This window comes from Vibrio sp. OPT20, from assembly GCF_963889365.1.
GTDB classification, from domain to species: Bacteria; Pseudomonadota; Gammaproteobacteria; order Enterobacterales; family Vibrionaceae; genus Vibrio; species Vibrio splendidus.
In genome coordinates this window covers 667,686-680,582 of sequence record NZ_CAWPOA010000031.1, presented here as the reverse complement: position 1 = coordinate 680,582, position 12,897 = coordinate 667,686, and the positions used below count along the sequence as shown (strand labels likewise).

Sequence of the window (12,897 nt, the reverse complement as noted above, 5' to 3'; positions counted from 1 at the left end):
AGAAAGCACCCAATCATTCACTTTTTTTCCACAAATTCACTTAAATTACGGTAATATCTCTGTTCATAATTTAAGAGTAACTGCTCCATGAAATACCTGCGTTGTTTACCCCTGATTCTTCTCTCTTTCTCATCTTTTGCCTCTGAGCGTTCTACGCTGACTTTTGCTTTAGATAACGATGGTATTTTTGGTGTCGACCAAGACTATACCAACGGCTTATTTCTGGGTTACACATCATCAAGTATTACGCCATATAATTGGGTAAAACCATTGAGTCTTTCTTACTGGGGCGCAAGCTCTTTAGACAAATGGGAAATCACCATTGGGCATAAGATGTATACGCCTTCTGACATTGAGTTAGAGACGCCATCGGCTAATGACCGCCCATACGCAGGTTACCTACACACAGAATTCAACTACATCAGCTTGAACCCACAGCAAGCCCAACGTTTTAACATTACATTTGGCACCACGGGCGAGCGCGCACTTTCAGAAGACGCTCAAAAGCTGGTTCACTCGATCACCAAGTCGGATGAGCCTATGGGCTGGGAATATCAAGTTGATGATGAGTGGGCGGGGAGTGTTGGTTACTTAAGTCATTTCAACCTAATGCGTAATCAAGCACTAGCAAATACAGACTTCGAGATCTCTAACGTTTCAGAAATCAACGTCGGTAACTTTAGAAGTGATATCTCGACTGGTTTTATGTTTCGCTGGGGTACGGACTTAGGCGGCAACTTTGGTGCAGCCAACATCACCACGGAAAACCCTTTCAAATCGGGCATGATCGGCGCATCAAACACAGGTTGGTTCACCTATGCAGGCCTTGAGGGTCGTTACCGATTCAATGACCTAACTATCGAAGGTGATCGTTCTGGTGTTGATGAATACGCTAACAAAAACAACGAAGATCCCGCTACCTACGATGTAACTTTAGAAAACATTCAAGCTACTGCTGTGCTTGGTGTGGCTTGGTATAACCAATACGTTGGTGCCTCTTTCGCGCTAACCGCAAAAACCCCTGATTACGAAGAAGCAAAAGAGTCGGTTTATACCACTGGTGGTATCACAATGTTTGCTTTCTTCTAGCCACCAGTAAGGGCTTTCGCCCTTTACTTTTCAAGTTTAATAAAGGCAATCATCTTCACCGGTGATTGCCTTTATTTTTAAAGGTCTCGTTACCATTTGACCCTATTTTATGTACCGTTTTTGTAATAAAATAAACGGTATAAATTCCTCTACGAGAATAGCTCATGTCTACAACTGGTCGCATTCACTCATTCGAATCTTGTGGTACTGTCGATGGCCCTGGTATCCGCTTCATTGTGTTTCTTCAAGGCTGCTTAATGCGTTGTATGTACTGCCATAACCGCGATACATGGGATCTTCATGACGGAAAGGAAGTAACAGTCGAAGAGATCATCAACGAAGCAAAATCATACCGTCATTTCATGAAAGCATCGGGCGGTGGTATCACCTGTTCTGGTGGTGAAGCGATGCTACAACCTGAGTTTGTTCGTGACTTTTTCCAAGCGGCGCAAGCTGAAGGCATTCACACTTGTCTTGATACTAATGGCTACATTCGTAAGCACACAGAAGTGGTCGATGAAGTACTAGAAGCCTCTGATCTAGTGATGTTGGATCTTAAACATATGCGAGATGAGATACACCACGATTTCATTGGCGTATCAAACAGACGTACTCTGGATTTTGCACGCTACCTGCACAAAATCGGTAAGAAGACGTGGATTCGTTACGTGATAGTTCCTGGCTACACGGATACGCCTGAAGATGCTCATCTTCTTGGTGAATTCATTAAAGACATGGATAACATCGAGAAAGTAGAACTGCTTCCATACCACAAGCTTGGTGCTCATAAATGGGAAGCGCTTGGTTATGACTACCCTCTTGAAGGTACAAATCCGCCAAGCAAAGAGAAAATGGACGAGATTGTTGCTGTTCTAAGCCAGTACCATTCAAACGTAAAGTACTAATACTGCTAAAGTTCGAATAAAGACGGTGCTCAACCTCTATTTAAACGCCTCAATTTCGATTGGGGCGTTTTGTTTTATGATTATACCAATCGTAGTAAATAACTGGTCATCCTAGCTGGTTAAAACGCTCAATAACTGCGTTAGAAATTTTGATTGTAGAATAATTACTTATCGAAAATGTCTGCCTTGTTCTTAAACCTTTTTCCTGCGCTATTTATGATCACTTACTTACTGTGATTGGTATCAAAACAATCCTTTCACTTTTCTTTACAACTTTTGTTTATCAATTCAAAAAATCATATTAAATCCGTGTTGAGATCATGTTTCCACTCGTAGGAATGCTGTTACTCTTACTGCAACAAAAGAATATAACATTTAGTTTTTTAGTGAGGCTCCTCCCATGGAAATGACCAATGCTCAGCGTCTAATTCTATCAAATCAATACTACCTAATGTCTCAAATGGATCCTGAGAACTCCGCTAAATACCAACGTCTACAAACGGTTGTAGAGCGTGGTTACGAACTTCAAATGCGTGAACTTAATAAAGAATTTGGCTGTTTGACTGAAGCCGAGTGTCGCGAAGTTATCGACATCATGGAGATGTACCATGCCATGCAAGAGTCGAACAAAATGCTAGCAGAACAAGAACGTGCTGAAGTAGACCAACGTCGCCTACAGTTCCTAGGTTTTGATATCGCTTCTGAAGCTCAGAGCGTACATTACGTGCGTTTCCTTGTTGATTCTGAAGGTCTTTACCCTCAATTCGACAAAGCAGATCACCACTTCAATAGCCAAATGCCAATGCTAGAGAAATACCGCCGCATGCTAACAACATGGCGCAACTGCCCTCGTCAGTACCACCTATGTGCGACAGAGCTATCTCAAATCTTTAGTGCTTAATACGTTAATAGATCAGCGATAACTTTTTAAAAAGTTTCAAGAAAAAGGGTTACTCATCATGAGTAACCCTTTTTTAATGTTCGCATACAAACAGAAAACGGGACTTATGAAGCGATGTGGATAAAAAGTGTACTTTATATACAGAAAACGCAAATTAATCATGAAGATAAGATATTAAATGTTGAACCATTTCCAATTAATTTCTCTGATATCGCCCATTAACCAACGAACACAAACCTAGTATTTATAACCAATTAAGTCATTCATCTTTATTAATTCCACTTCGAAACATTTAATACAAATTAAAAACCATCGAACGATTTTGAACGGTGTTTTTTATTTTAAATAAGATAGCTAGAATGCTCCCCGAAATTTATTAACCAGAGCGATAAACAAAATGAGAAAATTCATCCTTGCATCACTAGCTATCATGTCTACTTCAGCTTTCGCAGCTAACGAAATGTACGTACTTGGCGGCGTTGGCATTAACGAAGACGACACAGGCGCACAATTCACTGTTGGTTCACAAGTTCTTGATACAAACTTTTATTTAGAATCAACCATGAATTACATCGATTCAGATATCAGCGATGTTACTTCAGACGTAAACGGCGACCTAACTAAGCACAAGGGCGATTACCAACACTTCAAAATGTCTCTAGCGCCAATGTATAAATATAGTTTCGATGAGTCTTTTGCTATCTACGGTAAAGTTGGTCTTGCTTACTCAAACTTTAATTCTAAATCAACGATCACTGATAAAGATGGCTCAGTGAATAACAAGCATTCAAATAGTGAATGGGGGGCAACTTACGGCATCGGTGCTGAATTTAAGTCAGTGCAACCAATGTTTGGTAACTCGAAGTTTATGGCACGTGTTGGTTTTGATTGGTACGACTTCAGCTCTGGTGGTCTAAATCTAGGCAGTGACGGCACTCTAGGTCTACAGGCCGGTTTCACTTTCTAAGGTATGAAGTAGAAAGGTTTTACACTAATTGAGCTGATCATCGTTATTGCTATTCTTGGTATCTTAGCGTTAACCGCTGCCCCAAGTTTTTAAACCACTGGTGGGAGCTAAATCTAGCCATGTCTTTCCTTGATTCGATTACTGTAATAATCGGTCGGTACTTCGCATAAATAAAAAGGGTTACTCATCATGAGTAACCCTTTTTTAATGTCCGCATTTAGAGAGGGAAACCAAAGCAACTAGAAGACGTAAGCAACACCGACGTTTGCGGCCATGTTGATGCCACTTTCAAGTATTGGGCTGTTCTCAATATCACCTTCAAGGTTGGTATAACGAACGCCACCAGTGACTCGGATATTTGGCGTCACATGCAAGTAACCACCTAAACCAATAAAGTACTGACCATCCCAGTCTGCATCGAACTCATTCAAATTAGTTCTCGACGCTTCTGCTGAACTCACCCCGTATAAGTGGTTATTCAAGCGCTCACTGTTATAAGCATAACCAATAGAGGGTGTAATCGCCCACCCATTGCGACGAATCGGTAAACGCCATGCAGCTTCCGCATAGATACCATTATGCCTAAACCCTAAGTCAGAGCCTGCTGTCGCTTCAAACATCCCGACCAAGGTGATCACTTGGTAGCTAATGCCACCTAATACTGATGCTTTACGTTCATCTAACTTTTGAATATCAACGTTATCAGAATCACCCGGCTTTAATGTCCTCGAATCATAAACCGCTCGAAACACGATATTCTGTGGTGAGCCCGCAGGAAGTAAGCGATAACCCGCACTGAATCCACGCATGAAAAAGTGCTCACCTTCATAGCCAATCATAGGAATCACAGCGCGGTTTGACGGTGTATCTTTATAGACAGCCGGAGAATAAGAAGCGGCAACGCCCAGTGACCACTGCGAGATTTTTGCATGTGTTGCTGTCGAAGCCAGTAACGCAACACTGATAGCCACTATTTTTAACCCATAATTCTTCACTACATCTACCTATTTATTGAGCAATTTTTGATAACGCCGCGCATTATATGGTACTTCATTCCAGTAAATCAATAGAGCTCAGTTATACATCTAATACACATAAATCCAGTGTGAGTATTATTAAGCGACCTAAAATCACAAAACAAACGGCTAGATCCCCTCGAATGTAAAATAATTGGATTCTACACGCCTCAAGTTGCCTATTGCGCTCGCTAGGTTTTTCACACGCAAAATTGTAAATAAATACATAATTGTTAAGCAAAATTGTGCAAGCGGGTCTAACCTTAAAATGTAGGGAGAGCCTATTTTTCAATCGCTCATCAGTTTTGACTGGTTAACAAGGGGAATGTGACTATGAGTATTTTTGACCACTATCAATCACGTTATGAAGCAGCCAAGGAAGAAGAGCTCACATTGCAAGAGTTCTTAGGGCTGTGTAAAGACGATAAAAGTGCTTACGCTAACGCTGCTGAGCGCTTACTACTGGCCATCGGCGAACCGGAGGTTATAGACACCGCTCAAGACCCCCATCTAAGTCGTATTTTCTCGAACCGTGTCATCTCACGCTACAGCGAATTTAAAGATTTCTACGGCATGGAAGATGCGATTGAACAGATTGTTTCTTACCTAAAACACGCTGCACAAGGCTTAGAAGAACGGAAGCAAATCCTTTACCTGCTTGGCCCTGTGGGCGGTGGTAAATCTTCCCTTGCTGAAAAACTCAAAGCACTGATGCAAAAGCTACCAATCTATGTGCTGTCTGCAGATGGTGAACGAAGCCCTGTGAATGATCACCCCTTCTGTCTATTCGACGTAAACGAAGATGGCGACCTTTTGAAACAAGAGTACGGAATAGAGAAACGTTACATACGCTCTATCATGTCTCCTTGGGCAGCGAAACGCCTCCATGATTTCGGTGGTGATATCTCTAGATTCAAAGTCATCAAACTACGCCCTTCGATTCTCGACCAAGTTGCGATCGCGAAGACAGAACCTGGTGATGAAAACAACCAAGATATCTCTTCACTTGTAGGTAAAGTCGATATTCGTAAACTTGAGCACTTTTCTCAAGATGACCCTGATGCCTACAGTTACTCTGGTGCACTGTGTAAAGCAAACCAAGGTGTGATGGAATTCGTAGAGATGTTCAAGGCGCCAATCAAAGTCTTGCACCCACTCCTAACGGCAACACAAGAAGGTAACTTCAACGGTACTGAAGGACTTTCTGCACTGCCATTTGACGGTATGATTCTAGCTCACTCAAACGAATCCGAGTGGCAGACCTTCCGTAACAACAAAAACAACGAAGCCTTCCTCGACCGTGTGTACATTGTAAAAGTCCCTTACTGTCTGCGCGTCTCTGAAGAAGTTAAGATCTACCAAAAACTGCTTGAGCACAGTGAGCTGTCCAAAGCCCCTTGTTCACCAAGCACACTCGATCTGCTATCGCAATTCAGCATCCTATCGAGACTGAAAGAGCCTGAAAACTCTTCTCTGTTCTCAAAAATGCGTGTTTACGATGGTGAAACTCTAAAAGACACCGATCCAAAAGCGAAGAGCTACCAAGAGTACCGAGATTATGCTGGCGTTGACGAAGGCATGTCTGGGCTATCAACGCGTTTCGCCTTTAAGATCCTGTCTCGTGTGTTTAACTTCGACCAAGCCGAAGTGGCTGCGAACCCTGTGCACTTGTTCTACGTTATTGAGCAGCAAATCGAACGTGAGCAATTCCCTCAAGAGACCGCCGAGAAGTATCTAGAGTTTTTGAAAGGATACCTAGTGCCACGCTACGTAGAGTTCATCGGTAAAGAAATTCAAACCGCTTACCTAGAGTCTTACTCTGAGTACGGTCAGAATATCTTCGACCGCTATGTCACCTACGCAGACTTCTGGATTCAAGACCAAGAGTACCGCGATCCAGAAACAGGCCAGCTATTTGACCGAGCTTCTCTGAATGGTGAACTAGAGAAAATCGAGAAAACAGCCGGTATCAGTAATCCTAAAGACTTCCGAAATGAGATTGTGAACTTTGTGCTTCGTGCCAAAGCCAACAATAACGGTCAAAACCCAGTTTGGACAAGCTACGAGAAACTGCGCACTGTGATTGAGAAGAAAATGTTCTCTAACACAGAAGAACTGCTTCCTGTTATTTCGTTCAATGCTAAGACCTCAACGGATGATCAGAAAAAACATGACGACTTCGTTGCTCGTATGATGGAAAAAGGCTACACCGAGAAACAAGTGAGACTGCTATCCGAGTGGTACCTAAGAGTTCGTAAATCCTCATAACCAAATCGTACTGAGCTGCTCAACTGAGCAGCTCGTACAAACCAATAACTTTATACCCTAATATACGAATAGCTCTAATAAACCAATAACTCTTACAACCTATAAAAAGTAGGATCGCGACATCAGCTGAGAGGGAGTTCTTATGGCACAATTTATCGATCGGAGGCTCAATGGCAAGAATAAGAGTGCTGTGAATAGACAGCGTTTCTTACGACGCCATAAAGAGCAAATCAAAGAATCTGTGGCCGATGCAGTCAACCGACGCTCAATCACCAATACTGAAACCGGTGAAGACGTCACTATTCCCCATAAAGACATCAAAGAACCAAGCTTTCACCAAGGTCAAGGCGGCGTAAGAGAACGCGTTCACCCAGGTAATGACCAGTTCATCACGGGCGATAAAATTGAACGTCCTAAAGGTGGCGGTCAAGGTGGTGGCGCAGGCCAGGGTGACGCAAGCCCTGATGGCGAAGGCCAAGATGAATTTACATTCCAAATTTCAAAAGATGAATATCTTGATATTCTCTTTGAAGATTTAGCTCTTCCTAATCTAGAGAAGAATCAGGTCAACAAAATCACCGAATGGAAGACACATCGCTCTGGTTATCAAAGCGCGGGGATTCCTTCCAACATCGCAATCGTGCGTTCACTGCAGCAATCTCTGGCTCGTAGAACCGCGATGACAGCAGGTAAAAAGCGCGAGCTTAACCTACTGATGGAGCAGCTTGACCAAGTTAAAATGACGGAACCCGCACAACCCTTTGAAGAAAGTCGTTTAAAAGAAGAGATTGTCGAGTTACGTAAAAAAATTGAAAGCGTGCCATTTATTGACACCTTCGACCTGCGTTTTAAAAACTACGAGAAGCGCCCTATTCCATCTAGCCAAGCCGTCATGTTCTGCCTAATGGATGTATCTGGCTCAATGGATCAAGCCACGAAAGACATTGCGAAGCGCTTTTATGTCCTTCTGTATCTGTTCCTAAACCGCACCTACGAAAACGTCGATGTTGTGTTTATTCGTCACCATACTCAGGCTAAAGAAGTCGACGAGCACGAGTTTTTCTACTCCCAAGAAACCGGTGGCACCATCGTTTCCAGTGCACTGAAACTAATGAAAGAAATTGTCGCAGATCGTTATCCTGCTAATGAGTGGAACATCTATGCAGCACAAGCCTCTGATGGCGATAACTGGGCTGATGACTCTCCTCGTTGTAAAGAGCTATTAGTCAATACACTTCTGCCAACTTGCCAATATTACTCTTACATCGAAATAACACGCCGCTCTCATCAAACACTTTGGCACGAATACGAAAAACTCGAGAGTAGCTTTGACAACTTCGCCATGAAAAATATTAAAACGGTGGATGATATTTTTCCTGTGTTTAGAGAATTGTTCCAGAAAGAGACAGCGTAAGGGGGCTTGCCATGACAGCGAAATCAAACGTTGCAGAGAAATCAAACATTGCAGATAGAGACAAAGCGACACAGAAGAGAAACGACAAGATGCTGCCTGATGGTCCAGATTGGACATTCAACCTCTTGGAACAATATCACGTAGAAATTAAGCGTGTGGCGCAGCATTACCGTTTAGATACTTACCAGAACCAAATTGAAGTGATTACTTCTGAGCAGATGATGGATGCATACTCGAGCATCGGTATGCCGATCAATTACAATCACTGGTCATTTGGCAAAAAATTCATTCAAACCGAGCAAAACTACAAGCATGGTCAGATGGGATTGGCGTACGAAATCGTGATCAATTCAGATCCTTGTATCGCATATCTGATGGAAGAGAACACGGTCACGATGCAGGCTCTGGTAATGGCTCATGCTTGTTACGGCCATAACTCTTTCTTTAAGGGCAACTACCTATTCCAAACCTGGACCGATGCCAGTTCCATTATCGACTACCTATTATTCGCTAAAAAATACATTACCGATTGTGAAGAAAAATACGGTGTCGCCGAAGTCGAACAACTTCTCGACTCTTGTCATGCCCTCATGAATTACGGCGTAGATAGATACAAACGCCCTGAGAAGATTTCCATAGCTGAAGAGACAGCAAGGCAAGAAGAACGTGAAGCGTATCTGCAATCTCAAGTCAATGAGCTGTGGAGAACTGTGCCTAAAAATCAAGACAAGGAAAAAGAGACCAAAATCCGCTTTCCTAGCGAACCTCAAGAAAACATTCTCTACTTTATCGAGAAGAACGCACCACTACTTGAACCTTGGCAGCGTGAGTGTGTTCGCATTGTTCGCAAGGTGAGCCAATACTTCTACCCTCAAAAGCAAACTCAAGTAATGAACGAAGGCTGGGCAACCTTCTGGCACTACACCATTCTTAACCACCTTTACGACGAAGGTTTGGTGAGTGACAAGTTCATCTTAGAATTCCTACACAGCCACACCAGCGTGGTCGCACAACCCGCCTACAACAGCCCTTATTTCAGCGGGATAAACCCTTATGCGCTTGGCTTTGCGATGTTTAGAGACATCCGACGCATCTGTGAAGAACCAACCGATGAAGACAAAGAGTGGTTCCCTGAGTTAGCCGGAAGTGATTGGTTGGAAGCGGTGCACTTTGCCATGCACAATTTCAAAGATGAAAGCTTTATCAGCCAATATCTTTCACCAAAGATCATTCGAGACTTTAAACTGTTTTCTGTGCTCGACGACGACCGCAAAAACACCATTGAGATAAGTGCTATTCACGATGACCCAGGCTATCGCTTGATTCGTGAAAAGCTTGCGGCGCAATACAACCTAAGTAACCTTGAACCGAATATTCAGGTGTTTAACGTCGATGTTCGTGGTGATCGCTCGATGACACTGCAATATGTGCCTCACGGCCGTATCCCGCTTGATAAAGGCTACGACGAAGTGATGAAACATCTCTATCGCTTATGGGGCTTTGATGTAATTTTGGAAGAGCTCAAAGATACGGGTCACAGAGAGATTCTGACTACTTGTCCAAAACGTAATGATTATGGAGCCAAGATTTAATATCAATCACAGTAAGTAAGTGCTTGGTATAAAACTCCGCTCCCCCTACAACATAGTGGTCACCCGCTCGGAAGTGGAGCAATAAAAAAGCGCATAAGTCTGATGACTTATGCGCTTTCTTTTTAAGGCTCAAACGTCTTCAATAGACGCAAGGCACTAAATCTAGATACTAGAGCTAGAGCTAGAGCTAGAGCTAGAGCTAGAGCTAGAGCTAGAGCTAATACTAAAACTAAATAAGCTTAAACAATCGGCTTTTGGCCGCGTTCAATCAGCTTCATCAGCACGCTGTCTGCAGATTTACCTGCCACGCCCGCTAGTTTGTCTGACAGCTTTTTCTTCTGTACGTAGTGAATCGCTAGAACCGTTTTGTCCTTACATGCCGCTACGACTAAATCATCAGAAGTACTGATCTCATCCACCAGCCCAAGCTCATGTGCTTGTGTACCAAACCAGTGTTCACCCGTTGCTACTTTTTCAAGATCGAGTGCTGGACGATGGTCACGGATGAAGTCTTTGAATAGGCCATGTGTCTCTTCGAGCTCTTCTTTAAACTTCTCGCGTGCTTTATCGCTGTTCTCACCAAACATAGTAAGCGTGCGTTTGTACTCACCCGCCGTTAGCTGTTCGAACTCAATGTCATGCTTTTTAAGTAATTTATTGAAGTTTGGCAGTTGAGCAATAACACCAATAGAGCCAACAATAGCAAAAGGTGCAGATACAATTTTGTCCGCGATACATGCCATCATGTAACCACCACTCGCGGCTACTTTGTCTACCGAGATAGTCAGAGGCAGGCCTGCTGCTTTGATACGGTCGAGTTGAGAAGACGCCAAACCATAGCCGTGAACCATGCCACCGCCAGACTCAAGCTTAAGCAATACTTCATCACCTTCACGAGCCACAGCCAACACCGCCGTTACCTCTTCACGTAGCGAAGCCACTTCTTTCGCATCAATGCTGCCGTTAAAATCGAGAACGAATAGGTGTGGTTCACGCTTGCTATCAAGCTCACCCTCTTTCGCTGCTTTTTTCACTTCTTTGCCACGTGATTTTACTTTTTCTTTTTCCGCTTTCTTTTCTGCTTTATCACGGGCTTTGATGAAAGCATCATCGTGTAGATGGTGCTCTAATTGTTCAATCGTCTGTTTATGGTGCTCAGATAGGTTCGTGATTTCCAGCTCACCTTTAATCGCGCTTGATTTTCCACCCACCGATTTAGCAATCACTAAAATTGCAATGATGGCGATTACAACGGTCGCAATCTTGGCTAAAAACAAGCCGTAGTCCAACAAAAATTCCAATGTCATATCCCCTAATGTATGAATTAGTGTATTGTAACCATCTTGTCACGATTACCAAGAATTTCTCATCATTCCTGCGTTTATCTGTGTGATTAAACACCAATGGAATGACGAACATAATAAAAGAAAGAAGGATAAGCACAGTGGATTACCCAATCTCTACAGATGCCCTCAAAGATAAAGTAATTTTGGTTACAGGTGCCGGTGCTGGCATTGGTCGCCAAGCCGCACTAAGCTTCGCTCAACATGGTGCAACTGTCATTCTGTTAGGCCGCAATGTTAAAAACCTTGAATTCATTTACGATGAAATCGAAAGTGCTGGTTACCCTCAGGCTGCGATCATTCCGCTAGACCTCAAAGGAGCAACAAAGCAGAACTACATTGATATGGCTGAAACCATTGAATCACAGTTCGGTCGTTTAGACGGCCTACTGCATAACGCAGGTGTGCTTGGCACGTTAAGCCCATTTGATCAAATCGATGAAGAAACATTTGATGGCGTTATGCAAATCAACGTTAAAGCTGAATTTCTAATGACTCAAGCATTACTGCCTGTCATTAAAAAAGCTGAAGCCGGTCGTATCGTATTCACCTCTTCTACAGTTGGTCACTCTGGCCGTGCGTTCTGGGGCACTTACGCGATTTCTAAGTTTGCGACTGAAGGCATGATGCAAATCCTAGCGGACGAGCTTGAAGACACCAACATTCGTGTAAACGCGATCAACCCTGGCGGCACTCAAACACGCATGCGTGCAAAAGCCTACCCAGGTGAAGATGCGAACAAGCTAAAAACGCCACTCGACATCATCCCGTTGTATCTACACTTAATGAACCCAAGTGTGACAGACATTAATGGCCAATGTATCGATGCTCAACCTAAGTAACTGATATCATTAACCAATAGTAAAAAGTCGCTTCAATAGCGGCTTTTTTTGTATCTAAATCAATCAACTAACACTTACTTCCGCTAATTTTCATCATTTCTCTTTGCATCTTTTTCATTGTTAAATATACTGTATAAATATACAGGTATTTAATTATGCATGAACTAATAAAAAACTTACAAGACCGCCAGCTAATTTGGACAGGGTTACAATCAACAGCGCAAGGAAGTACTACTTCAACAGGCTATCCTCAACTGGATAAACAGCTTGATGGTGGCTTTCCGACGCATGGTGTTATTGAGGTTGAATCGCAACAAGGGATCGGTGAACTTCGTCTGCTTACACCTTATTTAGCTCAACAAAACTCACAAAAATTGGCCATCTTCATTAACCCACCGGGGAAGATCTGTGCCGAGTTTTTTAGCAGCCAAGGTATTGAACTAGAGAACATCCTCGTTATCCAACCTCAGCGCGATCTCGATGCATTGTGGGCAGCAGAGCAGTGCCTTAAAAGCGGCGCCTGTCACTCAGTATTGCTATGGGGAGCCGATCTAGAAATA

General features: G+C 43.1%; 10 protein-coding genes and 2 pseudogenes. 10 read left to right on the top strand and 2 right to left on the bottom strand.

Annotated features, from left to right (window positions below):
• The first annotated feature begins 87 nt into the window (after window positions 1-87).
• The 5 genes and pseudogenes from AACR09_RS04245 to AACR09_RS04225 form a co-directional block, all read left to right on the top strand.
• A complete protein-coding gene (locus AACR09_RS04245) occupies window positions 88-1,089 on the top strand; it encodes a lipid A deacylase LpxR family protein (protein ID WP_017091534.1) in 1,002 nt (333 codons plus the stop codon).
• A gap of 164 nt (window positions 1,090-1,253) precedes the next feature.
• A complete protein-coding gene (gene pflA / locus AACR09_RS04240; RefSeq protein ID WP_017084000.1) occupies window positions 1,254-1,994 on the top strand; it encodes a pyruvate formate lyase 1-activating protein in 741 nt (246 codons plus the stop codon).
• A gap of 400 nt (window positions 1,995-2,394) precedes the next feature.
• On the top strand, window positions 2,395-2,895 hold the full coding sequence (locus AACR09_RS04235) for a YfbU family protein (protein ID WP_004736527.1): 501 nt from the start codon (window positions 2,395-2,397) through the stop codon (window positions 2,893-2,895).
• A gap of 397 nt (window positions 2,896-3,292) precedes the next feature.
• Window positions 3,293-3,862 (top strand): outer membrane beta-barrel protein, encoded by a 570-nt coding sequence (locus tag AACR09_RS04230; protein ID WP_004736526.1) that lies wholly within the window; start codon window positions 3,293-3,295, stop codon window positions 3,860-3,862.
• Window positions 3,863-3,874: 12 nt separating this feature from the next.
• A pseudogene (locus AACR09_RS04225) lies at window positions 3,875-3,952 on the top strand (type IV pilin protein); the annotation flags it as partial.
• Between the two features lie 149 nt (window positions 3,953-4,101).
• Here AACR09_RS04225 and AACR09_RS04220 read toward each other — a convergent pair.
• A complete protein-coding gene (locus AACR09_RS04220; protein WP_017078144.1) occupies window positions 4,102-4,857 on the bottom strand; it encodes a MipA/OmpV family protein in 756 nt (251 codons plus the stop codon).
• Between the two features lie 354 nt (window positions 4,858-5,211).
• Here AACR09_RS04220 and AACR09_RS04215 point away from each other — a divergent pair, with 354 nt between their 5' ends.
• The 3 genes from AACR09_RS04215 to AACR09_RS04205 all read left to right on the top strand — a co-directional run bounded on the left by AACR09_RS04215 (window position 5,212) and on the right by AACR09_RS04205 (window position 10,152).
• On the top strand, window positions 5,212-7,146 hold the full coding sequence (locus tag AACR09_RS04215; RefSeq protein WP_004736581.1) for a PrkA family serine protein kinase: 1,935 nt from the start codon (window positions 5,212-5,214) through the stop codon (window positions 7,144-7,146).
• Window positions 7,147-7,288: 142 nt separating this feature from the next.
• Window positions 7,289-8,560 (top strand): YeaH/YhbH family protein, encoded by a 1,272-nt coding sequence (locus AACR09_RS04210; protein ID WP_004736580.1) that lies wholly within the window; start codon window positions 7,289-7,291, stop codon window positions 8,558-8,560.
• 11 nt (window positions 8,561-8,571) lie between these two features.
• Complete coding sequence (locus tag AACR09_RS04205; protein ID WP_017084003.1) at window positions 8,572-10,152, top strand: SpoVR family protein; 1,581 nt, start codon at window positions 8,572-8,574, stop codon at window positions 10,150-10,152.
• Window positions 10,153-10,391: 239 nt separating this feature from the next.
• Here the strand turns inward: AACR09_RS04205 and sohB are convergent, their stop codons facing one another.
• Window positions 10,392-11,453 carry a protease SohB gene (gene sohB / locus AACR09_RS04200; RefSeq protein WP_009849001.1) on the bottom strand — a complete coding sequence of 354 codons (1,062 nt, stop codon included), beginning with the start codon at window positions 11,451-11,453 and terminating at the stop codon, window positions 10,392-10,394.
• Window positions 11,454-11,596: 143 nt separating this feature from the next.
• Here sohB and AACR09_RS04195 point away from each other — a divergent pair, with 143 nt between their 5' ends.
• Entirely contained in the window at window positions 11,597-12,337 is a 741-nt protein-coding gene (locus tag AACR09_RS04195) for a YciK family oxidoreductase (RefSeq protein ID WP_004736577.1), read from the top strand.
• A 155-nt stretch (window positions 12,338-12,492) separates the two neighbouring features.
• Window positions 12,493-12,897, top strand: a pseudogene (locus AACR09_RS04190) (translesion DNA synthesis-associated protein ImuA); the annotation flags it as partial.